We start from the raw sequence: 24,676 nt of genomic DNA, 5'->3' as shown, positions 1-24,676 counted from the left end.
CGACCGCTCGGTTCGTAGCCGAGTACTCTATCCAGCTGAGCTACGGATGCATCGGGAAACTTGCTTTACTACGCGTCAGTGTCACAACTAACACATGCCACACTGAGTATGACGGCCTAATCGGTAGAGTGACTCGATTATGCCTCGCACTGCGGGCCGCTGCTTTCACAGCGCTCTTCTCTCTTCATTCAGAAAGAAGATGGTGCATCCGGGAGGATTCGAACCTCCGACCGCTCGGTTCGTAGCCGAGTACTCTATCCAGCTGAGCTACGGATGCAAAATGGCGGTGAGGCGGGGATTCGAACCCCGGATGCAGCTTTTGACCGCATACTCCCTTAGCAGGGGAGCGCCTTCAGCCTCTCGGCCACCTCACCACACACGCCTCTTTCGAGTGCTTCGAAGAACTTGTTTCTGCTCTTCGTCGCTGCGATGGCGCACATATTACTTTCTGGTACTTATAAGTCAAACACTTTTTCGAGACCTTTTTTCGTTTGCACACTTCGCACGCAATTCGCGTGCAAAAACGGCAAAAAGGGCAATTTATCAACAGGAAATCAGCCCTGACGCAGGCATAACGCCAAACGACCAAAGCAGCAAAGGGTGATGAAAAGCGGTATGGCGCAGGGGAAAAAACAGAAAAAGAGAAAAAGCGGCGGTAAGTGATGCGCCTCACTGAACAGCGAGGCGCGGAAACCTTAGTAACTGGACTGCTGGGATTTTTCAGCCTGAATACGCTGGTAGATCTCTTCACGGTGAACAGATACTTCTTTAGGGGCGTTTACGCCAATACGAACCTGGTTACCCTTCACCCCTAAAACTGTCACAGTGACCTCATCTCCAATCATGAGGGTCTCACCAACTCGACGAGTCAGAATCAGCATTCTTTGCTCCTTGAAAGATTAAAAGAGTCGGGTCTCTCGTATCCCGGCATTATCCATCATATAACGCCAAAAAGTAAGCGATGACAAATACCTTACGGTATAAGCAGTCATGGCATCACATTCTGTTAAACCTAAGTTTAGCCGATATACACAATTTCAACCCGACTTTATCGTTATCGGTGTTTCTCGCGCAAGGTGCCATTTCCCTGAGGTTACGGCACCTATACCCGTCATACTTCAGGTTGCATGTGTGTTGGCTTTCCTCGCTCCCCCCAGTCACTTACTTGAGTAAGCTCCCGGGGATTCGCTGCGTCGCCGCCTTCCTGCAACTCGAATTATTTAGGGTATATGCGCTTATAGTTATTACAGTTTTGCGCTGACCCAGCCTTTCACACTGGCTAACGCTGCAGGGAGAGCAGACGCATCGGTACCACCGGCCTGCGCCATATCCGGACGACCGCCCCCTTTACCGCCCACCTGCTGAGCGACCATACCAACCAGCTCCCCTGCCTTCACGCGATCTGTCACATCCTTAGACACACCGGCAATCAGGGAAACTTTACCGTCTGCGACCGTAGCCAACACCACAACCGTCGAACCCAGCTGGTTCTTCAGGTCGTCAACCATGGTACGCAGCATCTTCGGCTCCACGCCGGCCAGTTCGCTGACCAGCAGCTTAACGCCGTTAATCTCTTCCGCTTTGCTGGAGAGGTTTGCGCTCTCCTGCGCCGCAGCCTGCTCTTTCAGCTGCTGCAGCTCTTTTTCCAGCTGTCGGGTACGCTCCAGCGCGGCGCGAACTTTCTCGCCGAGATTGTGGCTGTCGCCCTTCAGCAGCTGTGCGATATCGCTGAGCTGATCGCTCTGCGCGTGCAGCATGGCTATCGCGCCCTCACCGGTCACCGCTTCGATACGGCGCACGCCAGCGGCGGTACCGGACTCAGACGTGATGCGGAACAGGCCGATATCACCGGTACGCGCCGCGTGAGTCCCGCCGCACAGTTCAGTGGAGAAGTCGCCCATCTGCAGCACGCGGACGCGGTCATCGTATTTCTCGCCGAACAGCGCCATGGCGCCGGATGCGCGCGCGGCATCGATATCCATAATGTTGGTTTCGATAGCCAGGTTACGACGGATCTGCGCGTTGACCAGATCTTCCACTGCACGAATCTCTTCCGGCTTCATCGCTTCGAAATGCGAGAAGTCAAAGCGCAGCGCTTTATCGTTGACCAGCGAGCCTTTCTGCGCCACATGGGTGCCGAGCACCTGGCGCAGCGCCGCGTGCATCAGGTGCGTCGCGGAGTGGTTCAGACGGATACGCTGACGGCGAGCCTCGTCCACATCGGCCTGCACCGCGTCGCCCACTTTCAGGGAGCCGCTGGCGACTTTACCGATATGACCAATGGCCTGGCCGTACTTCTGCGTGTCGCTGACCGCGAAGGAGAAGCCCGCGCCTTTCAGTTCGCCTTTATCGCCCACCTGGCCGCCGGACTCCGCATAGAACGGGGTCTGGTCGAGGATCACCACGGCTTCCTGACCCGCGCTGACGCTATCCACCGCTTTGCCGTCGATAAACAGCGCCGTCACTTTGCCGTTCAGCTCCAGACGATCGTAACCTTTAAATTCAGAGGCGCCGTCAACGCGGATCATCGCGTTGTAGTCCGCGCCGAAACCGCTGGACTCGCGCGCGCGGCGGCGCTGCTCTTCCATGGCGGCCTCAAAGCCGGCTTCGTCAACCTTGATGTTGCGCTCGCGGCAGACGTCCGCGGTCAGGTCGACCGGGAAGCCGTAGGTGTCGTACAGACGGAAGGCGGTTTCGCCATCCAGGGTGTCGCCTTTCAGCTTCGACAGCTCTTCATCCAGCAGCGCCAGTCCGCGCTCCAGAGTACGGGCGAACTGCTCTTCTTCGGTTTTCAGCACCTGCTCAACCTGAGCCTGCTGCTGCTTCAGCTCTTCGCCGGCGGAGCCCATCACGGCAATCAGCGGGGCAACCAGTTTCCAGAAGAAGGTGTCCTTCGCGCCCAGCATGTTGCCGTGACGGATCGCGCGGCGAATGATGCGACGCAGCACGTAGCCGCGGTTTTCATTCGACGGGATAACGCCGTCAGCGATCAGGAAGGCGCAGGAGCGAATGTGGTCGGCGATTACGCGCAGCGACTTGTTCGTCAGATCGGTGGCGCCGGTGACTTTCGCCACGCTGGCGATCAGATCGCGGAACAGGTCGATGTCATAGTTGGAGTTAACGTGCTGCAGCACCGCGGCAATACGCTCCAGGCCCATACCGGTGTCGACGGACGGCTTCGGCAGCGGCTCCATGGTGCCGTCAGCCTGACGGTTGAACTGCATGAAGACGATGTTCCAGATCTCAATGTAGCGGTCGCCGTCTTCTTCCGGGCTTCCCGGAGGGCCGCCCCAGATGTGATCGCCGTGGTCAAAGAAGATTTCGGTGCACGGGCCGCACGGACCGGTGTCGCCCATCTGCCAGAAGTTGTCTGAAGCAAACGGCGCGCCTTTGTTGTCGCCGATGCGGATGATTCGCTCGCGCGGGACGCCTACTTCATTGGCCCAGATGTCGAATGCTTCGTCATCGGTCTCGTAAACGGTGACCCACAGCTTCTCTTTCGGCAGCGCGAACCAGTTCTCACCGGTCAGCAGTTCCCACGCGTATTTGATGGCATCCTGCTTGAAGTAGTCGCCGAAGCTAAAGTTGCCCAGCATTTCAAAGAAGGTGTGGTGACGCGCGGTGTAACCGACGTTTTCCAGATCGTTGTGTTTACCACCCGCACGCACGCAACGCTGCGCGGTGGTCGCACGCGAATAATTACGTTTGTCGAGACCAAGGAAGACATCCTTGAACTGGTTCATCCCTGCGTTGGTAAACAGCAGGGTCGGATCGTTGTGCGGCACCAGGGAGCTGCTGGCAACTACCTGATGTCCCTTGCTATGGAAAAAGTCGAGAAACGCCTGACGGATCTCAGCGGTGCTCTTGCTCATAATTATCCTGAAATCAAGCTACACGTCATCCTTCAAGTCGCCTCTGTCCTGGCTGCGCTTGCTCTTCCGGCACCGAACTGACGTGCGCTGCGGAAGATAGTCTCTCTTGCCGCCCTGATGCAGCTTGAATGATTTTGTGTAAAGGAATAATCGCCCAGGACGCTGCCTGCACTGTCACAACCAGCGGCCCGACGGAATAAAGTGGGAATAAGATAAGTTTTCTTTACGGCGAAGTAAAATCCCGGATGGGTCAATCTGCAAAATTTCGCCAGATTTCCTGGATATCTTCCATCAGGTAGCCACGGTACAGCAGGAATCGCTGGATTTTCACTTTTTCAGTAAAGGCGGATGGTAACGGTTCACCGTATTTACGCTGCGCCTGCGCCCTGGCAAGGCTCACCCAGTCGATATCGCATTCGCGCATCGCCTGTTCAACGGCCTGGCGCGCAATGCCTTTCTGGCTGAGCTCCTGACGAATGCGCGCGGGGCCATAGCCTTTGCGGCTCCGGCTGGCGATGAACTGGCCGACAAAACGATTATCGTCGAGATAGCGGTTTTCGATACACCAGGCCACCACCTGCTCCAGCTCTTCAGGGGTGACGTCCAGCGCCTCGGGGCCGTTTTTGCTCATCACCGGAGCGGCCAGTTTGCGCCGCAGCTCCTGTTCGCTGTGGTCGCGCATCGCCAGGATACGGATAGCGCGGTCCAGCAGACGAGCATATCCGGATCGGCGTGATGAAGGTTCAGTCACAGGCACCTCAATAATCTAAGAAAAGCAAAAGGGCCGCATAAGCAGCCCTTTATCACTCTGTTAGACGATATCAGAAATCTTGTTCCGTTTCTTCTGCGTCGTTGCCGTCAACGGCGAAGTCCGGCGTAGAGTCCTGGTTGTTGAGCAGCAGTTCGCGCACTTTCTTCTCAATCTCTTTCGCCGCCGCCGGGTTCTCTTTCAGCCAGGTGATAGCGTTCGCTTTACCCTGACCAATTTTGTCGCCGTTGTAGCTGTACCAGGCGCCCGCTTTCTCAATCAGCTTCTCTTTCACGCCGAGGTCAACCAGCTCGCCGAAGAAGTTGATGCCTTCGCCGTAGAGGATCTGGAATTCAGCCTGTTTGAACGGCGCCGCAATCTTGTTCTTCACCACTTTGACGCGGGTTTCGCTGCCGACGACGTTATCGCCCTCTTTCACCGCGCCGATGCGACGGATATCCAGACGCACGGAGGCGTAGAACTTCAGCGCGTTACCGCCGGTGGTGGTTTCCGGGTTACCGAACATCACGCCGATTTTCATACGGATCTGGTTGATAAAGATCAGCAGCGTGTTGGACTGCTTCAGGTTACCCGCCAGTTTACGCATCGCCTGGCTCATCATACGCGCCGCGAGGCCCATGTGAGAGTCGCCGATTTCGCCTTCGATTTCCGCTTTCGGCGTCAGCGCCGCGACGGAGTCGACGACGATAACGTCAACCGCGCCGGAGCGCGCCAGCGCGTCACAGATTTCCAGCGCCTGCTCGCCGGTATCCGGCTGAGAACACAGCAGGTTGTCGATATCCACGCCCAGTTTGCGCGCATAGACCGGATCCAGCGCGTGTTCCGCATCGATGAACGCACAGGTTTTACCTTCGCGCTGCGCTGCGGCGATAACCTGCAGCGTCAGGGTGGTTTTACCGGAGGATTCCGGCCCGTAGATCTCGACGATACGGCCCATTGGCAGACCGCCGGCGCCCAGCGCGATATCCAGAGAAAGCGAGCCGGTGGAGATGGTTTCTACGTCCATAGAACGGTCTTCACCCAGGCGCATGATGGAGCCTTTACCGAATTGCTTTTCGATCTGGCCCAGTGCAGCCGCCAACGCTTTCTGTTTGTTTTCGTCGATCGCCATTGTTACTCCTAATCATGCAGGGTGAAGCCTGTTCGCTTCGCCGTTAATATTTGTTCAGTTGAGGCAATTATACTGTATAGTCATACAGTATCAAGTCTTTTGTAGAAATTGTTGCCAGAGCAGATTGAGCGCGTAGGCCGTCGCCTGACGACGCACCGCTTCGCGGTCTCCGGCAAAGCATTCCCGCCGCGTCACCCCTTGCCCGCTGACGCTGGCGACGCCAAACCACACCGTCCCAACCGGCTTTTCGTCGCTGCCGCCATCCGGCCCGGCGACGCCGCTTACCGAGATGGCATAGTCCGCGCGCGCGGCGCGCAACGCGCCGATCGCCATCTCCACCACCACCGGTTCGCTCACCGCGCCGTTGTCCCGCAGCGTCGCTTCGCTGACGCCGATCATTTGCGATTTGGCCTCATTGCTGTAGGTCACAAAACCGCGTTCAAACCACGCTGAGCTGCCGGCAATATCGGTGATGGCTTTCGCTATCCAGCCGCCGGTGCAGGATTCCGCCGTGGTCACCGTCGCGCCCTGCGCCTTCAGCGCCCGGCCGACCTTCTCGCTTAGCTGCATTAATTCTGAATCGGTCATTATCGCCCCGCTTTGCTCCGGATAAAGAGGCCATCAAAGATAGCACTTTCCACAGAGATATGGGGACGAGGTGTGGAATTTACGAGGGGACATCCAAAATGAATCATCCCGGCGGCGCCGGGATGAGAAATTGCACGATTACTTCATGCTGGCGGCGATCAGCGCCACGTTATGACGCATCATTTTGACATAGCTATCCGCGACGCCACCCGGAGCGGAGAGCGCCTCAGGATAGAGTTCTCCGCCGGGCTGCGCGCCGGTGGCGCTGGCGATCTGCTTCACCAGTCGCGGGTCAAGCTGGTTCTCCATAAACCAGGTATGAACGCCGTCCGCGTTGATTTGCTTAATCAGCGCCGCCACCTGCGCCGCGCTGGCCTCGCTCTCTGAAGAGAGCCCCTGCGGCGCGAGGAAGGTCACGTGATAAGCGCGGCCAAAATAGCCGAAGGCGTCATGGCTGGTGAGAACTTTGCGCTTTGCCTGCGGAATGGCGCTGAACTGCCCTTTCGCCCAGCCGTCGAGGGCCGTCAGTTGCTCGATATAACGCTTGCCGCTGTTCGTCAGCGCCGCTTGATCTTCCGGGTCGGCTTTCACCAGTCCATCGAGGATATTCTGCGCATACAACGCGCCGTTCGCCGCGCTGTTCCAGGCGTGGGGATCGGTCACCGTTTTGCCATCTTCATCGAGGGTATGGGTCTTGACGCCCTTCGACGCCACCACCAGCTCGCCCTTGAAACCAGAGGCCTTAATCAGGCGATCCAGCCACCCTTCCAGTCCCAGACCGTTAACCACCACCACGTCGGCCTTGCTGAGCAGCGCGCTGTCCTTCGGCGACGGCTCGAAGGTGTGCGGATCGCCATCCGGGCCGACCAGGGTGTCCACATGAACATGCTCCCCGCCGACCTGCTGCACCATATCACCCAGCACCGAAAAACTGCTTACCACATTCAGCGTTTTCGCCATCGCCCCCTGCGCCATCAGGCCGAAGGCCAGCGCGACCACTATTGCACTACGTTTCATCATTTCCTTACCCCATCAATTTGCGCCAGCCGACCAGCAGTCGGCTGCGCGTGCCAAAAAACAGCGAAATAAAAAACAGCGCGCTGGCGGTCAGCACGATGGCGGGCCCGGCGGGAAGACTGGCCGCCCAGGAGAGACTCAAACCCAGCCAGGCGCAGAGCGCGCCGGAGAGCGCCGCCAGCAGCAGGATGCCCGGCAGCGTTCGCGCCCAGCAGCGCGCGGCGACCGCCGGCAGCATCATCACCCCTACCGCCATCAGCGTGCCGAGCACCTGAAACCCCGCCACCAGGTTAAGCACCAGCAGCGCCAGAAAAAGCCCATGCAGCAGCGCGGGCAGCCGGCGGTGGTTCACCTGCAGCCAGGCGCTGTCGAACGCCTCGCTGACCAGACCGCGGTAGCACAGCGCGATGCACAGCAGCGTCAGGCTGGCGACGCCGCTGACAAACAGCGCCGCGTCACGGTCCACCGCCAGAATGGAGCCAAACAGCAGATGCAGCAGGTCGACGCTGGAGCCGCGCAGCGACACCAGGGTGACGCCCAGCGCCAGCGATCCCAGATAAAATCCGGCAAAGCTGGCGTCCTCTTTTAACGGCGTCCGCCGGCTCACCCATCCCGCCACCAGCGCGACCGCGATGCCGGCGACAAAGCCGCCCAGGGTCATGGCCAGCAGCGACATGCCGCTCAGCAGATAGCCCACCGCCACGCCGGGGAGAATGGCGTGCGACAGCGCGTCGCCCATCAGGCTCATGCGCCGCAGCAGCAGGAAGACGCCCAGCATGGTGGTGCTTAGCGACAGCGCCAGACAGACCACCAGCGCCCGGCGCATAAAGCCGAATTCAATAAAAGGCTGAAAGAAGGTGTGCCAGATCATGCCGACCTCGCCTGGCTGAAGGCCGGGAGAACCGCCCGGGTGGCGCCCCAGCAGGCGCGCCGGGGGGTCAGCAGCAGCGTCTCCGGGAAAAAGTCGGCTACCCGCTGGTTATCATGCAGCACCGCCAGGATGGTCTGCCCCTGCCGGTGCATGTCGAGGATCAAATCCATCAGTTCGCGACTGGTCGCTTCATCAATGCCGGTGAAGGGCTCGTCGAGCATCACCAGCGGCGCCTGCTGCACCAGCACCCGGGCAAACAGCATGCGCTGAAACTGGCCGCCGGAGAGCGCTTCGATCGGGGTTTTCGCCAGGCTCGCCAGCCCGACCCGCTCCAGCGCCGCGCCGATGCGTCGCCGGGTATCGCCGCCCAGACCGCGCAGCAGCGACACGCCGGGCCATGCGCCCTGGCTCACCACATCCTGCACGTTGAGAGGAAACTGCGACTCGAGGGCATGGCGCTGCGCCAGCCAGCCAATCACCGGCCGCTTTCCCTGCCAGCGCAGACAGCCACTGACCGGCGGAAGAAACCCGGCGAGGGTTTTCAGCAGGGTCGATTTTCCGCAGCCATTGAGGCCAACGATTGCCGTCAGGCTGCCGGGGCATATCATCCCGCTCAGCGGAGGGGTGATCGCCACCCCGCCATAGCCGGTTACCAGTTGTTCCAGTTCAATCATGGCAGCGTCACCGCCCACCAGGTCGCCAGCCATAGCGCCGCCAGCAGCGTTCCCGCGATGGCCAGGCGCGCCGCGCCGGATGCCATAAAAACCGATGTGAACATATCCCACCCCCATTTAATGTTATAACATAACAATACAGAGGCGAAATAAGATTGTAAATCAGCGTCGGTGAGCGGAAATGTAACAAAGGTCGACAAGCGGCAGGCAAACGGGAAAAAGCAGGAGGATAAACGAGAAGTCCCCCGGTCGCGCTGCGCTTACCGGGGCTGCCAGCCGGATAACAGACCGTAGCCCGGATAAGACGCTACGCGCCGCTATCCGGGGAGGCTGGGATCGGTCAGCCGGATGACAGTATTAATAACCGCCGCGGGCCTGAGAAACCGCCAGGCCAAGCTGCCAGACGGCCATGGCGTAGTGGGTGCTGTGGTTGTAGCGGGTGATGGTGTAGAAGTTAGGCAACCCGTACCAGTACTCATAGCCGGTGCCGACGTCCAGGCGCAGCAGGCTGGCCTGCTGATGGTTGCCCAGCGGCTGGGTCGGGGTTAATCCCGCCGCCGACAGCTGCGAAACGCTGTATTTGGTTTTGAAACCATTCTCCAGCCCCGGCGCCTGGCCCAGCGCCTGCACCGCCACCAGATCGCCGCTCACCCAGCCGTGCTGTTTGAAGTAGTTGGCCACGCTGCCGATCGCATCCACCGGGTCCCACAGGTTGATATGGCCGTCGCCGTTAAAGTCCACCGCGTATTGCTTATAGGAGGACGGCATAAACTGGCCGTAACCCATCGCCCCGGCGAATGAGCCTTTCAGATCCAGCGGGTCGTCGCTTTCGCTGCGCGCCATTAGCAGGAAGGTTTCCAGCTCGGAGGAGAAGTATTCAGCACGGCGCGGATAGTTAAACGACAGAGTCGCCAGCGCGTCGAGGATGCGGGTTTTGCCCATCACCCGGCCCCAACGGGTCTCCACGCCGATAATGCCGACAATGATTTCCGGCGGTACGCCGTAGACCTGATAAGCGCGGTTGAGCGCGTCCTGATACTGATTCCAGAACACCACGCCGTTCTGCACGTTATCGGGGGTAATAAACTGTTTCTTGTAGCGCAGCCAGGCGCCGGTCGGCCCGGTCGGCGGCAGGCCGGTCGGCGCCTGACGATCCATCAGCCGCAGAACGTAGTCCAGACGCTTCGCCTGCGACAGTATCTCCTGCAGCTGCTGCCTGTCGAAGCCGTGCTTCGCCACCATCTTATCGATGAACTGCGCCGCTGCCGGGTTGTTGGCGAAGTCGCCGCCCATCTGCATCACGTTATGCTGCGGTTCCAGCAAAAAGCCGCCGGTTCCACTCGCCATCTCCGTTTCCGCGGGAGTCTTGGGTTTGCTGCTGCAGGCAGCGAGGAGCACACAAAGGGGAAGTACAGCCAGAGAGCGACGCTTCAACATGGGAATTCCGTTTAACAAATTCAGCAAGGGATAATTATGGTAAAGCATGCGACGACCAACAAGAAAGCGACAATCTGTTTGTAGACAAAATAGTCCTTCACCGCCCCCCTTCCTGGATGCTGTCATGCGCCTCGTGATTTCATCCTCTCAGCGCCAATCTTTCGAAATAAAATATTTATCTTTCATTTTGCGATCTATTTAACACTTTAAAACCTTTCAAAGTGATTAAAATCAGCCTGCAGTTAGCAAGAAAAATAACATGCTGAAGGAGAGAACAATGATTGACGTCGTGACCCACGGCGCAGAGTGGTTTATCGGCCTGTTTCAGAAAGGCGGCGAGGTATTTACCGGAATGGTGACCGGGATCCTCCCCTTGCTGATCAGTCTGCTGGTGATCATGAACGCGCTGATCAACTTTATCGGCCAGCAGCGGATCGAAAAACTGGCGCAGCGCTGCGCCGGGAACCCGATCTCCCGCTACCTGCTGTTGCCCTGCATCGGCACCTTTGTGTTTTGTAACCCGATGACCCTGAGCCTGGGCCGCTTTATGCCAGAGAAGTACAAGCCCAGCTATTACGCGGCGGCGTCCTACAGCTGCCACTCGATGAACGGCCTGTTTCCGCATATCAACCCCGGCGAGCTGTTCGTCTATCTCGGCATCGCCAACGGCCTCACCACCCTCGGCCTGCCGCTTGGGCCGCTGGCGGTGAGCTATCTGCTGGTCGGGCTGGTGACCAACTTCTTCCGCGGCTGGGTCACCGACCTGACCACCTCGATTTTCGAACGAAAAATGGCGATTCAGCTGGCTCAGAAAGTGCATCTGTCAGGAGCGACATCATGACCCGGATTCGTATTGAGAAAGGCACCGGCGGCTGGGGCGGCCCCCTTGAGCTCGACGTCGTCGAGGGCAAAAAGATCGTCTATATCACCGCCGGCACCCGCCCGGCGATCGTTGACCGCATCGCCAGCCTGACCGGCTGGCAGGCGGTGGATGGTTTTAAAGAGGGCGAACCGGCGGAAAGCGACATCGGCGTGGCGATTATCGACTGCGGAGGCACCCTGCGCTGCGGGCTCTACCCCAAGCGTCGTATCCCGACGGTGAATATCCATGCCACCGGCAAATCGGGGCCGCTGGCCCAGTACATCACAGAAGATATCTACGTCTCCGGCGTCAAAGAGGAGAACATTCAGCGCATCGCGACCGACAGCGCGGTAGCTCCCGAGCCGCCGGCGGAGAACAACCGCGCGGGTCGCGATTACGACGCCAGCAAAAAGATCACTGAACAGAGCGATGGCCTGCTGGCGAAGGTCGGGATGGGGATGGGCTCGGTGGTGGCGGTGCTGTTCCAGGCCGGGCGCGACACCATCGATACGGTGCTGAAGACCATCCTGCCGTTTATGGCCTTCGTCTCGGCGCTGATCGGCATCATCATGGCCTCCGGCATCGGCGACTGGATCGCCCATGGCCTGGCGCCGCTGGCCAGCCATCCGCTGGGTCTGGTGACCCTGGCGCTGATCTGTTCCTTCCCGCTGCTGTCGCCATTTCTCGGCCCCGGCGCGGTTATCGCCCAGGTGATTGGCGTACTGATCGGCGTTCAGATCGGCCTCGGCAATATTCCCCCGCACCTCGCCCTGCCGGCGCTGTTCGCCATTAACGCCCAGGCCGCCTGCGATTTTATCCCGGTAGGCCTGTCGCTGGCTGAAGCCCGCCAGGATACCGTGCGCGTCGGCGTGCCGTCGGTGCTGGTCAGCCGCTTTTTGACCGGCGCGCCAACGGTGCTGATCGCGTGGTTCGTTTCCGGATTTATTTACCAGTAAGAGGGGCCAGAACATGACCGTGATTTACCAGACCACCATTACGCACATCGGCGCCTGCGCGACGATGGCGCTGGAAGAGCAGATGCTGATCACCTTCCGCGAGGGCGCCCCTGCCGATATCGAAGCGTACTGCTTTATTCACAACCACGGCGAGCTTGCCGGCGCGCTGCAGCCGGGCGCAGAGCTGCAGCTTGGCGAGCTGCGCTACCCGGTGACCGCCGTCGGTGAGGTCGCCGAACAAAACCTGCGCGAGCTGGGCCACATCACCCTGCGCTTTGATGGTCACCGCGAAGCGGAATTCCCCGGAACCGTGCACGTCGCGGGCCCGGTGCCGGAAGGCATCGCCACCGGCTGCGTACTGAAATTTGTTGCTTAACAGGAGAGAAAGATGAATCAGGTTGCTGTTGTCATTGGCGGTGGACAAACCTTAGGAGAGTTTCTGTGCCGCGGGCTGGCCGCCGAGGGCTACCGCGTGGCGGTGGTCGATATTCAGAGCGAAAAAGCCAGCCGCGTCGCCCAGGAGATTAACGCTGAATATGGCGAAGGCATGGCGTATGGCTTCGGCGCCGACGCCACCAGCGAGGCCAGCGTCACCGCGCTGGCCCACGGAGTGGATGAGATTTTCTCGCGTGTCGACCTGCTGGTGTACAGCGCCGGCATCGCTAAAGCGGCGTTTATTAGCGACTTTGCGCTGGGGGATTTCGACCGCTCGCTGCAGGTCAATCTGGTGGGCTACTTCCTCTGCGCCCGCGAGTTTTCCCGGCTGATGATCCGCGACGGCATTAAGGGACGCATCATTCAGATCAACTCGAAATCCGGCAAAGTGGGCAGCAAGCACAACTCCGGCTACAGCGCGGCGAAGTTCGGCGGCGTCGGCCTGACCCAGTCGCTGGCGCTGGATCTGGCGGAGTACGGCATTACCGTACACTCACTGATGCTCGGTAATCTGCTGAAGTCGCCGATGTTCCAGTCGCTGCTGCCGCAGTACGCCACCAAGCTCGGTATCGATGAGAGCGAGGTCGAGCAGTACTACATCGACAAGGTGCCCCTGAAGCGCGGTTGCGAATATCAGGATGTGCTGAACGTCCTGATGTTTTACGCCAGCCCGCAGGCGTCGTACTGCACCGGTCAGTCGATCAACGTTACCGGCGGCCAGGTGATGTTTTAAAGGGATCCCGGATGGCGCCGCGCTTATCCGGGCTACAAAACGGTAGGTCGGGTAAGGCGTTAGCCGCCACCCGACAAAAATACGGCACCGCGGGTCGCTCGGGTTAGGCGCTCACGCCGCGACCCGGGTTGTTCCCGGCCCCCTTAAGGAGACACCTATGGTTACCGCACTCATCACCGTCGCCGCCATCGCCTGGCTTACCCAACTGGCCTTCGGCGGCTGGCAGATCCGCCGCTTCAATCGCGCCTTCGACCGCCTGTGCCAGCAGGGTCGGGTGGGGGTCGGCCGCTCCGCCGGGCGCTTTCAACCGCGCGCCATCGTCGCTATCGCCGTTGATGATGACAACCGCATTTGCGACACGCTGCTGATGAAAGGCTTCACCATTTTCGCCCGACCGCAAAAAATCCCCACGCTGGACGGCAAACATATCGGGGAATTGCAGCCTGATGTGATCTTTCCCCATGATCCGCGCTGTCAGAATGCACTATCATTAGCGCTTAATCCGAAACATGGATAATTTCGTTGTAAAAGTAAATATCTTGCGAAATTATCACTTCGAAACTTAAACGCAGGATAGACGCCTATGAAACCACGTCAGCGCCAGGCAGCCATTCTCGAGTTCCTGCAGTCGCAGGGAAAATGCTCGGTCGAAGAGCTGGCGCAACACTTCGATACTACCGGCACCACCATCCGCAAGGATCTGGTCACGCTGGAAAACGCCGGCACCGTCATTCGCACCTACGGTGGCGTGGTACTCAACAAAGATGAAGCCGATCCGCCGATCGATCATAAAACGCTGATCAACACCCATAAGAAAGCGCGCATCGCCGAAGCGGCGGTGCGCTTTATTCATGATGGCGACTCCCTCATCCTTGATGCCGGCAGCACGGTGCTGCAGATGGTCCCACTGCTCAGCCGCTTCAATAACATCACGGTGATGACCAACAGCCTGCATATCGTCAACGCCCTTGCCGAACTGGATAATGAACAGACTATCCTGATGCCCGGCGGCACCTTCCGCAAAAAATCGGCCTCCTTTCACGGCCAGCTGGCGGAAAACGCCTTCGAACAGTTCAGTTTCGACAAGCTGTTTATGGGCACCGACGGCATCGATCTGAACGCCGGCGTCACCACCTTCAATGAGGTGTATACCGTCAGCAAGGCGATGTGCAACGCCGCCCGCGAAGTGATCCTGATGGCCGACTCGTCAAAGTTTGGCCGTAAAAGCCCCAATATCGTCTGCGGCCTGGAGCGCGTGGATAAATTGATTACCGATGCCGATATTGACCCTGCATTCCAGCGGGCGCTGGAAGCCAAAGGCATAGAAGTCATCATTACTGGAGAACATCATGAGTAACTTTTTGTTAGAGGCCGGACGCCAGACCCTGATGCTGGAGCTACAGGAGGCGAGCCGCCTGCCGGAACGCCTGGGCGACGACTTCATCCGCGCGGCGGAAACCATCATCCACTGCGAGGGCAAACTGATTGTCTCCGGTATCGGTAAATCCGGTCATATCGGCAAAAAGCTGGCGGCGACTTTCGCCAGCACCGGCACCCCGGCCTTTTTTGTCCATCCGGCGGAAGCGCTGCACGGCGATCTTGGCATGCTCGACGGCCGCGACGTGATGCTGTTTATCTCCTACTCCGGCAGCGCGAAAGAGCTGGATCTGATCGTGCCGCGGCTGGAGGAAAAAGGTATCCCGCTGCTGGCGATGACCGGCAAATCCACCTCGCCGCTGGCGCTGGCGGCGAAAGCGGTGCTGGATATCGCCGTCGAGCGAGAGGCCTGTCCGATGCACCTGGCGCCGACCTCCAGCACCGTCAACACCCTGATGCTTGGCGATGCGCTGGCGATGGCGGTCATGCAGGCCCGCGGCTTCAATGAAGAGGATTTTGCCCGCTCCCATCCGGCAGGGGCGCTCGGCGCGCGTCTGCTGAACAAAGTGCATCACCTGATGCGCCGCGACGACGAAGTGCCGCGCGTCGGCACGGACGCCAACGTCATGAACGCGATGCTCGAGCTAAGCCGCACCGGGCTCGGCCTGGTGGCGGTCTGCGATGAGGCCAACCGCGTGCAGGGGGTCTTCACCGACGGCGACCTGCGCCGCTGGCTGGTGGGCGGCGGCACCTTAAACGACGGCGTCGCGCAGGCGATGACCCGTAACGGCGTGACGCTGCAGGCGGACAGCCGCGCGGTGGAAGCCAAAGAGCGGCTGATGAAGCACAAAATCAGCGCCGCGCCGGTAGTCGATGAAAACGGCCAACTGGTCGGCGCCATCAACCTGCAGAACTTTTACCAGGCCGGGATCCTTTAAGCCCCAGACGTTTCGCCAGCCGGTGCAGGTTGGCGACGTCGAGTTCCAGCGCGCGGGCGGTCGCCGCCCAGTTGCCCTGATGTGCCGCCAGCGCGCGGGCAATCGCCTCGCGCTGGAAATTATCCGTGGCTTCGCGCAGATTCACGTTGCCCATTGCCGGCGCCGCTGCCGCCGCCTCGGTCGGCAACGTCGGCGCAGTCGCCGTAAACTCGAAATGCTGCGGCTCCAGTACTATGTCATCGCCAGCCTGAGTAGCCCGCGCCAGCACAACCGCGCGGTGAATGGCATGCTCCAGTTCGCGCACGTTGCCCGGCCACGACCACTGCTGCAGCCTGTTTCGCGTTGCCTCACTTAAAATTACCCGCGCCAGCCCCATCCGCAGGCGGCACTGCTCGCAAAAATAGCCAGCCAGCAGCACCACGTCATTTTCCCGCTCGCGCAGCGCCGGAACCGACAGCGGGAAGACGCTCAGCCGGTGATAGAGGTCGGCGCGAAAGCGCCCTTCCACCACCTCCTGGCGCAGATCGCGGTTGGTGGCCGCCAGCACCCGCACATCGACCCGCAGGCTGCGGTCATCGCCGACACGCTGAATATCGCCATACTGCAGGACGCGCAGCAGCTTCGCCTGCAGCGCCAGCGACAGTTCGCCGATTTCGTCGAGGAACAGCGTGCCGTTATCGGCCATCTCAAATTTGCCGCTGCGATTGCTGATAGCCCCGGTAAACGCCCCTTTCACGTGACCGAACAGCTCGCTCTCCGCCACGCTCTCCGGCAGCGCCGCGCAGTTGAGGTACACCAGCGGGTTAGCCGCACGCGGCGATCCCTGATGCACCGCCTTCGCCACCAGCTCCTTACCGGTCCCCGTTTCGCCGCTGATCAGCACGTTCAAATCCGAGGCGGCGACAATCTCGATCTCTTTTTTCAGCTGCAGCATCGGCGCCGACAGGCCGATGATCTCCTGACGCTCCGGCTGCGGGTAATTCACCACCTGCGCGGGCAGGACGTTTTGCGCTTCAAGGCGGGCGATAAGCAGCGCGTTATTCAGCGCCCCGGCCACCAGCGCGGCAATCAGTCGCAGCTCTTCATCGCTGAAGCTGTCGAAGCGGTCGGCATCCATGCCGTCAAGAGTTAGCGCGCCGATCAGCGTTTGCCCGGCAAACAGCGGCAACCCCACGCAGGCGTGAACCTTGAGGCTCTCCTGGCCGGGGATCAGGCCGTCATAGGGGTCCGGCAGGTCGCTGTCCGCCGGGAAGCGCACCACATCGCCGGCGCGGGCGATCGCCTCCAGCCGCGGATGCCCATCCAGTGCAAAGCGCCGGCCAAGCACATCCTGCGCCAGACCATCGATCGCCAGCGGTACAAACTGATGGGCCTCATAGCGCAGCAGCGCCGAGGCGTCGCAGCCAAGTATTTGCCTCAGGGTGGCGATCAGGCGCGAAAAGCGGTCGACGTGGCCGATATCGCTTTGTAAATCAATGGCGATTCTCGCCAGCGCCTCGACGGAAAAACTCATCATCGCTCCATTGTCATTTTGACAGCCTATATAGTCATATCGACTATTTTAATCATTGTCATTTTGACAGCAACTAAAATCATGAAAATTTAAAAAATGATTTTATTCAATAAGTTAAAAAACTGGCACGCAACTTGTAATACATCAATCAACTGACTTTGAACACACTGTATTAATTGAGGTTGCTATGTCTATTGTGGTGAAAAATAACATTCTTTGGGTTGGCCAACGTGACTGGGAAGTGCGTGATTTCCACGGCACCGAATATAAAACGCTGCGCGGCAGCAGCTATAACAGCTATCTCATCCGCGAAGAGAAAAACGTGCTGATCGATACCGTCGATCATAAATTCAGCCGCGAGTTCGTGCAGAATCTGCGCCGCGAAATCGACCTCGCCGACCTCGACTACATCGTTATTAACCACGCCGAAGAGGACCACGCCGGCGCGTTGACTGAGCTGATGATGCAGATCCCGGATACACCGATCTACTGCACCGCCAACGCCATCGACTCCATCAACGGCCATCACCACCATCCGGAGTGGAACTTCCACGTGGTGAAAACGGGCGACACCCTCGATATCGGCAACGGTAAGCAGCTGATCTTCGTGGAAACGCCAATGCTGCACTGGCCGGACAGCATGATGACTTACCTGACCGGCGACGCGGTGCTGTTCAGCAATGACGCCTTCGGCCAGCACTACTGCGACGAACATCTGTTCAACGATGAAGTGGACCAGACTGAACTGTACGAACAGTGCCAGCGCTACTACGCCAACATCCTGACGCCCTTCAGCCGCCTGGTGACGCCGAAAATTAACGAAATTCTCGGCTTCAACCTGCCGGTAGCGATGATTGCCACCTCCCACGGCGTGGTCTGGCGCGATAACCCGACGCAAATCGTCGAGAAATACCTCGAATGGGCGGCGGATTATCAGGAAGATCGCATCACGATTTTCTACGACACCATGTCCAACAACACCCGCATGATGGCGGACGCCATTGCCCAGGGGATCACCGAGGTCGACCCACGGGTGGCGGTGAAAATCTTTAACGTCGCCCGCAGCGACAAAAACGACATTCTGACCAACGTTTTCCGCTCAAAAGGCGTGCTGGTGGGCACCTCCACCATGAACAACGTCATGATGCCGAAAATTGCCGGGCTGGTGGAAGAGATGACCGGGCTGCGTTTTCGCAACAAACGCGCCAGCGCCTTTGGCTCCCACGGCTGGAGCGGCGGCGCGGTAGACCGCCTGTCCACTCGCCTGCAGGATGCCGGGTTTGAAATGTCCCTGAGTCTGAAGGCCAAATGGCGCCCGGATATCGACGCGCTCGAACTGTGCCGCCAACACGGGCGCGACATCGCCCGCCAGTGGGCGCTCGCTCCATTGCCGGTGGCTGAAGCGACAGTCACGCCGGAACAACAGGAGTGCGCCTGTGCCGCCGCCGCGGCCGCCGATCTCGGTCCCATGATGCAGTGCAGCGTCTGTCAGTGGGTGTATGACCCGGCGAAAGGCGAACCTAACCAGGATGTGCAGCCGGGTACGCCGTGGAGCGACGTGCCGGATAACTTCCTCTGCCCTGAATGTTCGCTGGGTAAAGATGTGTTTGATGTTCTGGCGACGGAGGCAAAATGAGTGATGGCATCGTCATCATCGGCTCGGGCTTCGCGGCCCGCCAGCTGGTGAAAAATATTCGTAAGCAGGATGCCGAGATCCCGCTGACCCTCATCGCCGCCGACAGCATGGATGAGTATAACAAGCCCGATCTCAGCCACGTCATCAGCCGCGGACAGCACGCCGACGATCTGACTCTGCAAAGCGCTGGCGAGTTCGCCGAACAGTACCACCTGCGCTTGTTTCCCCATACCTGGGTGAGCGATATCGACGCTGAAAACCATCGGGTGAAAAGCCTGGATAAGCAGTGGCGCTACGACAAACTGGTGCTGGCCACCGGCGCCACGCCGTTTATCCCCCCGGTGCCGGGCCGCGAGCTAATGCTAACGCTGAACAGCCAGCGCGAATATGGCGCGGCGCAGAGCCAGCTCCGCGACGCCAGCCGGGTGCTGATCGTCGGCGGTGGCCTGATTGGCTGCGAGCTGGCGATGGATTTCTGTCGCGCCGGTAAAGCGGTGACGGTGGTCGATAATGCCGCCAGCGTGCTGGCGGCGCTGATGCCGCCGGAGGTCAGCAGCCGTCTGCAGCATCGCCTCACCGGGATGGGCGTCCATCTGATGTTAAAAACGCAGCTGGAAGGGCTTGAACACACCGCCGACGGCGTCCGCGTCAGTCTCGACCGCCAGCGCGCGATAACCGTCGATGCGGTGGTGGCCGCCGCCGGCCTGCGCCCGGAAACCTCGCTGGCGCGCCACGCCGGACTGCAGATTAACCGCGGCGTGGTGGTCAATAGCCAGCTGCAAACCAGCGACCCGGCGATTTACGCCCTCGGCGACTGTGCGGAAATCAACGGTACGGTACTGCCGTTCCTGCAGCCGATTTTGCTCAGCGCCATGTGCCTGAGTAAAAACCTGCTGGCGCAGGCAGGCGAACTCAAGCTGCCGCCAATGCTGGTGAAGGTGAAGGCCCCGGATCTGCCGCTGCATCTGGCCGGCGACACCCGTCGCGAGGATCTGACGTGGAACATCGTAGCCGCCAAAGAGGGGCTGGTGGCGAAAGGGCTGGATGCGGCGAATCAACTGCGCGCCTTTGTGGTCAGCGAAGACAAGATGAAAGACGCCTTCGCGCTGCTCAAACAGCTGGTGAGTGAATGACCTTCCAGGCAGCCCTGTTTTGCCGTTAGTTTGCCGGGTGGCGGCTGCGCCTTACCCGGCCTACAGGGTCCTCTCCCAGGCTCATACCTCGTAGGCCCGGTAAGCGCAGCGCCACCGGGCGATGACAGCAGGCACAGAGCCGATTTTGTGCCGGGTGGCGGCTGCGCCTTACCCGGCCTACGTTCGTACGACCTGTCGTTAATATATTCGCCATGGTTGCTGAAACTGCCGGTGCTGACGGCCTCAAAATCGCTGAGACGTTCCCGGAAGGCCGGGGCAGCCCGCATGGATGCGGGCTGAGGGCCGTGTTTTGCATGGACGCTGCCTCGGCCCGACCCGAAGCCTGCAGGGATAAGTCGAAGGTACCGCGTAGCGGCGATTTTGCTGGCCGGAGCCCGGGGGTACAGGGGGCGGCGGCGACTGGCCGCCCCCTGTGCGCTCCCTGCGCCATGCCAGGCATAACGCAGACGATTAACCGGGAGCGCAATGTACGCTGAAATCACACGCGACAGACGCTTTTTGCCGGAGTGAGAAAATGGCAATCCAATAACCGTATCTGCAATACACGCAGCGCCGCCGGGCAAGCATTGATCACCTCCCATGCAGCCTGTTGCGCCGTTAGTTTGCCGGGTGGCGCTACGCTTACCCGGCCTACGGATGTAACCCGTAAGCTCAAACATTGTAGGCCCGCGCAAGCGCAGCGCCGCCGGGCAAGCATTGATTACCTCCCACGCAGCCTTGTTGCGCGGTTATTTTGCCGGGAGGCGCTACGCTTACCCGGCCTGCGGACGCCGCCCGTAAGTGCATAAGGGCAGAATAATTAACCGGGAGCGCAGGTTCGGTTAACACTTAATACGTTGTTTCTGTCTGAGCCAACTCCTGCAGCACCTGCAGAATGTTGGCCGCGGCGGCGGTCCCCATTTTCACGTAAGAGGCATCGCTAACGCCGCCCACATGCGGAGAGAGAATGACATTATCGATCGCCTGCCAGATATGCGGCGTGGTTAATGGTTCACTATTAAAGCTGTCGAGCGCCGCCCAGCGCAAGGTCCCCGCTTTTAATGCCGCGGCCAGCGCCGCATCGTCAATCAACCCGCCGCGCGCGGTATTGACCAGGATGGCGCCCGGCTTACACTGCGCCAGCGTGGCGGCATTGATCATTCCCCTGTTTTGTTGCGTCAAGGGGCAATGAAGGGACAGCACATCGGCCTGCCTGAGCAGATCGTTAAGTTCAGCAACACGTTCACATCCCGGCGGGACCGCTTTCGCATAGGGATCGTAAGCCAGAACCTTCATACCAAAGGCACAGGCAATCTTCGCCACCCGGCTGCCAATGGCGCCCAGGCCGATGAGTCCCAGCGTTCTGCCCTCAAGCTCAAGCGATTTATGCGTGGATTTATCCCAGTGCCCTTCACGCAGGCGGCGGTCGAGCGGAATGACCGACTTAGCACAGGCCAAAATTAATGCCCAGGTATGTTCGGACACCGCGGCGGCATTCGCCCCGATCGCTGCGCGAACCAGAATGCCGCGCGCGGCAGCCGCCTCGACGTCAATAACATCAATGCCGCTGCCATGTTTGGCAATCACCTTCAATGCCGGGGCCGCATCCATAACGGCGGCAGTGATGTGGCCATAGCGCACCAGGATCGCGACGGGATTGTGCTGCTGGCACAGAGCGATCAGCTGGGCCTCTGTAGGCTGGCGGCCGGCAAAGACAAGTTCATAATCTTCCAACATCCCCAGCGCCGCGTCAGCCAAATCGCTGCCGGTAATCAGTACCACGTTTTTAGCACTCATGGCAGGGTCTCCCCTTCGCTCAGCATCCCCGCCTGACGCAGGGCGCTTTCCAGCCAGTGCGGACGAAGATCGCCATCGCGGATAGCAACCAGACGTTTTGCTTCCATCTCCAGTTTACCTTTCGCCAGTTCGATGATGGTGCGGACTTCCTCGCGTGGGATAACGACCACGCCGTCAATATCCCCGACCACTAAGTCCCCCGCCTGCACCGCGGCGCCGCCGACCGAAATGGCATGATTGACCCGGCCTGGAATGAACTTGGTCGGGCCGCACGGGTTCAGGCCGGCAGCGAACACCGGGAAGCGTTGTTTGCTTAAGGTCTCCGCATCGCGAACGGCGCCATCGATAACGATCCCGGCGATACCGCTGGCCTGCGCCTGCGTGGCCATGATCTCCCCCAGCAGCGCGCAGGAGAGATCGCCTTTCCCGTCGATCACTAATACATCGCCAGGTTTAGCGACGGCCATTGCGGCGTGAATAGCCAGGTTATCCCCCGGGCGGACCTCGACGGTAATCGCCGGCCCGGCGACCGCCATATGCGGCGCCAGCGGCTTGATGCGGCCATGTAATGTGCCACGGCGTCCGGCCACGTCAGCCAGGATGGCGGCCTGAAATTCGGCGGCCTGACGGACTTCTTCCGCGGTAACACGCGCAATAGCAAAATTGATGAGTTTCTGTTGCGAAGCAGGCATGGTGACTCTCCATTTGTTTTACTAGATACAACTAATGTGTACTATATAAAACAACTATACGTGCATTGCTTCGCTTTTCGCCAGTGTTGCGAAGTTGTTTGTGATGTAAACACGAAGTTACTCACAAAATTCAGGTACAATTTTGTTCGGCAAAAAGGAGAACATGATGGGGAATGAAGGCGTAATTGCCGTTGAAAAGGCGCTGGCTTTACTTGATTGCTTCCGTCCCGGTAATGACAGTCTGACGTTAACGGAGCTGGCCCAGCTTTCGGGATATCACAAAACAACCGTTTATCGCCTGATGAATTCGCTTGAGCGAATGAACTACATCATCCGGCACGACGATGGCACCTATACGCTCGGCCACCGTCTGCTCTATCTTGGCAAGCTCTATGAGCAATCATTTGAACTTGCCAGAGTGGTACAGCCGGAATTGCAGGCGCTGTCACAGGCCTCCAGCGAAAGCGCAAGCTGGTATGTGATTGAGGGCGGACAACGCCTGTGTCTGTTCCGCGCCGAAGCCTCCCAGGGATTGCGCCACAGCAACCTGCCTGGCAGCCAGTTCCCGCTGGATGGTTCCGCTATCAGTAAGGTTTTACGCCGCTGGGGATTGGGTGAATCGTTGCCGGAAGACGAACCGACGCTGCCGTTCTATACCTCCGGCGCGCGCGACCCGCACACCGCGGCCTTCGCCATGCCAGTGTTTGGCGTCCACGATAAACTGATCGCGGCGCTGGCCCTGACCGGGCCGGCATCGCGTCTGACGGAAGATCGTAAAGCGAGCGGCATCAGCCAGCTCATGCAGGAGACGGCCAACCGCCTGTCGCTCAAGCTAGGCGCCAGTAAGACATTCTGCGAAACGTTTTACGGTGTGAAAGAGTAAGCTTTGCTGAGAAGGCGGGAAAAATCCCGCCTTTGCTTATTAATGGGTCATCTGTTTTTCCTGCCTGGCCGTCTGCGAGTAACGGCGCCCCATGGCCAGCACCGCAATGCCGCCTGCCAGACACAAGCCTGCCAGCGGGAGCATCGCCAGCGTATGGCTTCCTGTCCGTTCGCTAATCATGCCGTAGGCATTCACCATCACCGCGCCGCCAATCAGGTTGGCGATCGCCCCGATGGCCGCCAGCCCGGCGGCGGCTGAGGTGCTGCTCATCCAGCCCGACGCCAGCGCCCAGAAGGGCCCCTTCATCGCATAAGCGCCAATCAGAATGGTGCTGAGGATCGCAATGGTGGCCGGCAGCGACAGATTGATAAACGCCGCAAACACGCCGCCCGCGATCATAAAGAGGGTGAGCGCCGTGTGCCAGCGGCGTTCATTACTTCGATCCGAACTGCGCCCCCAGACAATCATCAGCACCGAGGCCAGACCATAGGGGATGGCATTAAGCAGCCCGGTGGTCAGGTTATCCAGATGGAACGACTTCAGCAGCTGGGGAGACCAGACGCTAAGGGTCGTGCCGGCAGAGGAGGCGCCGGCGTAAATCAGCGCCATGAGCCAGATTTGACGATGCTTCAACAGTTGCCAGGTGGAGGTGTGGCCGATCTGTTTCTGCTGTTGGCGCTCCGCCTGAAGCGTGTTTTCCAGCCATGCTTTCTGACGATCGTTTAACCAGCCAGCCTGGTGTGGACGGTCCCGCAAGATGAAAAACGCGGCTATCCCCAGCAGGACCGCCGGCAGCCCTTCAATAATGAATAACAGATGCCAGCCGCGCAGACCTAACCACCCATCCATCATCAGTATCAACCCGGAAAGCGGGGAACCGATAAAGTTAGCCAGCGGAATGGCCACCATAAACGAGGCGATGATCCGCGCCCGGTAGCGCGACGGGATCCACCAGGTCAGATAGAGCACCACGCCCGGGAAAAAGCCCGCTTCGGCAGCCCCCAGCAAAAAGCGTACGATGTAAAGGGAGGTGGTATTTTGCACCAGCGCCATACACATCGATACCACTCCCCAGCTGATCATAATGCGCGGGATCCACAATCGTGCCCCCACCTTCTGCATCGCCAGGTTGCTGGGTACTTCAAAGATAAAGTAGGCCACAAAATACAAGCTGCTGGCGAAGCCGAAAGCCGCCTTACTCAGGCCCAGATCCTGATTCATCTGCAGCGCCGCCATGCCTATGTTGCCGCGGTCAATAATCGATACCAGGTAGCTCACCACCAGGAAAGGCAGGATGCGCCAGATAACCCGTCGCATGGTTTCTTTTTCCAGCGCGTCGTTATCGCTCGCGCGGGGCGGTAATTGATCGGTCATGGTTTCCT

Annotated in this window: 23 protein-coding genes and 2 tRNA genes; 10 read left to right on the top strand and 15 right to left on the bottom strand. The window is 59.5% G+C overall.

The window, feature by feature from the left end; translation table 11 throughout:
• Positions 1 to 200 precede the first annotated feature (200 nt).
• From ABLV54_RS05285 to mltB, 11 genes are all read right to left on the bottom strand, one after another.
• A tRNA-Arg gene (locus ABLV54_RS05285) sits at positions 201 to 277 on the bottom strand.
• A 4-nt stretch (positions 278 to 281) separates the two neighbouring features.
• A tRNA-Ser gene (locus tag ABLV54_RS05280) sits at positions 282 to 374 on the bottom strand.
• 321 nt (positions 375 to 695) lie between these two features.
• Positions 696 to 881 (bottom strand): carbon storage regulator CsrA, encoded by a 186-nt coding sequence (gene csrA / locus ABLV54_RS05275; protein ID WP_000906486.1) that lies wholly within the window; start codon positions 879 to 881, stop codon positions 696 to 698.
• Positions 882 to 1,244: 363 nt separating this feature from the next.
• Positions 1,245 to 3,872, bottom strand: a complete 2,628-nt coding sequence (alaS, locus tag ABLV54_RS05270; protein ID WP_032453813.1) for an alanine--tRNA ligase — start codon at positions 3,870 to 3,872, stop codon at positions 1,245 to 1,247.
• 250 nt (positions 3,873 to 4,122) lie between these two features.
• Positions 4,123 to 4,623, bottom strand: a complete 501-nt coding sequence (gene recX, locus ABLV54_RS05265) for a recombination regulator RecX (RefSeq protein WP_023290764.1) — start codon at positions 4,621 to 4,623, stop codon at positions 4,123 to 4,125.
• 70 nt (positions 4,624 to 4,693) lie between these two features.
• Positions 4,694 to 5,752: a recombinase RecA gene (recA, locus tag ABLV54_RS05260; RefSeq protein WP_004205686.1), complete on the bottom strand. Its 1,059-nt coding sequence runs from the start codon at positions 5,750 to 5,752 to the stop codon at positions 4,694 to 4,696.
• Positions 5,753 to 5,842: 90 nt separating this feature from the next.
• Positions 5,843 to 6,340 (bottom strand): nicotinamide-nucleotide amidase, encoded by a 498-nt coding sequence (gene pncC / locus ABLV54_RS05255; protein WP_032453814.1) that lies wholly within the window; start codon positions 6,338 to 6,340, stop codon positions 5,843 to 5,845.
• A 138-nt stretch (positions 6,341 to 6,478) separates the two neighbouring features.
• On the bottom strand, positions 6,479 to 7,357 hold the full coding sequence (locus ABLV54_RS05250) for a metal ABC transporter substrate-binding protein (RefSeq protein WP_032453816.1): 879 nt from the start codon (positions 7,355 to 7,357) through the stop codon (positions 6,479 to 6,481).
• A 7-nt stretch (positions 7,358 to 7,364) separates the two neighbouring features.
• Complete coding sequence (locus ABLV54_RS05245) at positions 7,365 to 8,228, bottom strand: metal ABC transporter permease (RefSeq protein ID WP_023290767.1); 864 nt, start codon at positions 8,226 to 8,228, stop codon at positions 7,365 to 7,367.
• Complete coding sequence (locus ABLV54_RS05240) at positions 8,225 to 8,935, bottom strand: ATP-binding cassette domain-containing protein (protein WP_072413489.1); 711 nt, start codon at positions 8,933 to 8,935, stop codon at positions 8,225 to 8,227. The genes ABLV54_RS05245 and ABLV54_RS05240 overlap by 4 nt, the downstream gene beginning before the upstream one ends.
• 324 nt (positions 8,936 to 9,259) lie before the next feature.
• Complete coding sequence (gene mltB, locus ABLV54_RS05235; RefSeq protein WP_023290770.1) at positions 9,260 to 10,339, bottom strand: lytic murein transglycosylase B; 1,080 nt, start codon at positions 10,337 to 10,339, stop codon at positions 9,260 to 9,262.
• Positions 10,340 to 10,616: 277 nt separating this feature from the next.
• Between mltB and ABLV54_RS05230 the strand changes: the two genes are divergently transcribed.
• From ABLV54_RS05230 to gutQ, 7 genes are all read left to right on the top strand, one after another.
• Positions 10,617 to 11,180, top strand: a complete 564-nt coding sequence (locus tag ABLV54_RS05230; RefSeq protein WP_004205677.1) for a PTS glucitol/sorbitol transporter subunit IIC — start codon at positions 10,617 to 10,619, stop codon at positions 11,178 to 11,180.
• Positions 11,177 to 12,157: a PTS glucitol/sorbitol transporter subunit IIB gene (locus ABLV54_RS05225; RefSeq protein ID WP_032453820.1), complete on the top strand. Its 981-nt coding sequence runs from the start codon at positions 11,177 to 11,179 to the stop codon at positions 12,155 to 12,157. Before ABLV54_RS05230 ends, ABLV54_RS05225 begins: the two co-directional genes overlap by 4 nt.
• Before the next feature lie 13 nt (positions 12,158 to 12,170).
• Complete coding sequence (gene srlB, locus ABLV54_RS05220) at positions 12,171 to 12,533, top strand: PTS glucitol/sorbitol transporter subunit IIA (RefSeq protein ID WP_032453821.1); 363 nt, start codon at positions 12,171 to 12,173, stop codon at positions 12,531 to 12,533.
• A 12-nt stretch (positions 12,534 to 12,545) separates the two neighbouring features.
• Positions 12,546 to 13,325, top strand: a complete 780-nt coding sequence (srlD, locus tag ABLV54_RS05215) for a sorbitol-6-phosphate dehydrogenase (RefSeq protein WP_002914815.1) — start codon at positions 12,546 to 12,548, stop codon at positions 13,323 to 13,325.
• Positions 13,326 to 13,482: 157 nt separating this feature from the next.
• On the top strand, positions 13,483 to 13,842 hold the full coding sequence (gutM, locus tag ABLV54_RS05210) for a transcriptional regulator GutM (RefSeq protein ID WP_101881225.1): 360 nt from the start codon (positions 13,483 to 13,485) through the stop codon (positions 13,840 to 13,842).
• 66 nt (positions 13,843 to 13,908) lie between these two features.
• The gene (locus tag ABLV54_RS05205; RefSeq protein WP_004205671.1) at positions 13,909 to 14,682 is read left to right on the top strand and encodes a DNA-binding transcriptional repressor; all 774 of its coding nucleotides are present in this window, start codon (positions 13,909 to 13,911) and stop codon (positions 14,680 to 14,682) included.
• On the top strand, positions 14,675 to 15,640 hold the full coding sequence (gutQ, locus tag ABLV54_RS05200; protein ID WP_050533590.1) for an arabinose-5-phosphate isomerase GutQ: 966 nt from the start codon (positions 14,675 to 14,677) through the stop codon (positions 15,638 to 15,640). The genes ABLV54_RS05205 and gutQ overlap by 8 nt, the downstream gene beginning before the upstream one ends.
• On the opposite strand, the gene norR is transcribed toward gutQ, so the two are convergent.
• Positions 15,603 to 17,153 carry a nitric oxide reductase transcriptional regulator NorR gene (gene norR / locus ABLV54_RS05195; protein ID WP_048335079.1) on the bottom strand — a complete coding sequence of 517 codons (1,551 nt, stop codon included), beginning with the start codon at positions 17,151 to 17,153 and terminating at the stop codon, positions 15,603 to 15,605. The genes gutQ and norR overlap by 38 nt on opposite strands.
• A 187-nt stretch (positions 17,154 to 17,340) precedes the next feature.
• On the opposite strand from norR, the gene norV reads away from it, so the two are divergent.
• Both norV and norW read left to right on the top strand, forming a co-directional pair.
• Positions 17,341 to 18,789: an anaerobic nitric oxide reductase flavorubredoxin gene (norV, locus tag ABLV54_RS05190; protein WP_023290776.1), complete on the top strand. Its 1,449-nt coding sequence runs from the start codon at positions 17,341 to 17,343 to the stop codon at positions 18,787 to 18,789.
• Positions 18,786 to 19,922, top strand: coding sequence for an NADH:flavorubredoxin reductase NorW (gene norW, locus ABLV54_RS05185; RefSeq protein WP_348813743.1), 1,137 nt, complete (start codon positions 18,786 to 18,788; stop codon positions 19,920 to 19,922). The genes norV and norW overlap by 4 nt, the downstream gene beginning before the upstream one ends.
• 849 nt (positions 19,923 to 20,771) lie before the next feature.
• On the opposite strand, the gene ABLV54_RS05180 is transcribed toward norW, so the two are convergent.
• Together ABLV54_RS05180 and ABLV54_RS05175 are read right to left on the bottom strand one after the other, a co-directional pair.
• A complete protein-coding gene (locus ABLV54_RS05180; protein ID WP_101881228.1) occupies positions 20,772 to 21,719 on the bottom strand; it encodes a hydroxyacid dehydrogenase in 948 nt (315 codons plus the stop codon).
• Positions 21,716 to 22,411, bottom strand: coding sequence for a diguanylate cyclase (locus ABLV54_RS05175; protein ID WP_048298100.1), 696 nt, complete (start codon positions 22,409 to 22,411; stop codon positions 21,716 to 21,718). The genes ABLV54_RS05180 and ABLV54_RS05175 overlap by 4 nt, the downstream gene beginning before the upstream one ends.
• 166 nt (positions 22,412 to 22,577) lie before the next feature.
• Here ABLV54_RS05175 and ABLV54_RS05170 point away from each other — a divergent pair, with 166 nt between their 5' ends.
• The gene (locus ABLV54_RS05170; RefSeq protein WP_023290781.1) at positions 22,578 to 23,294 is read left to right on the top strand and encodes an IclR family transcriptional regulator; all 717 of its coding nucleotides are present in this window, start codon (positions 22,578 to 22,580) and stop codon (positions 23,292 to 23,294) included.
• A 39-nt stretch (positions 23,295 to 23,333) separates the two neighbouring features.
• Here the strand turns inward: ABLV54_RS05170 and ABLV54_RS05165 are convergent, their stop codons facing one another.
• A complete protein-coding gene (locus ABLV54_RS05165) occupies positions 23,334 to 24,668 on the bottom strand; it encodes an MFS transporter (RefSeq protein WP_044524489.1) in 1,335 nt (444 codons plus the stop codon).
• Positions 24,669 to 24,676: the final 8 nt, after the last annotated feature.

The organism is Klebsiella sp. JB_Kp042 (assembly GCF_040065275.1).
Taxonomy (GTDB): Bacteria; Pseudomonadota; Gammaproteobacteria; order Enterobacterales; family Enterobacteriaceae; genus Klebsiella; species Klebsiella quasipneumoniae.
This window is presented reverse-complemented; position numbering and strand designations above follow the sequence as displayed.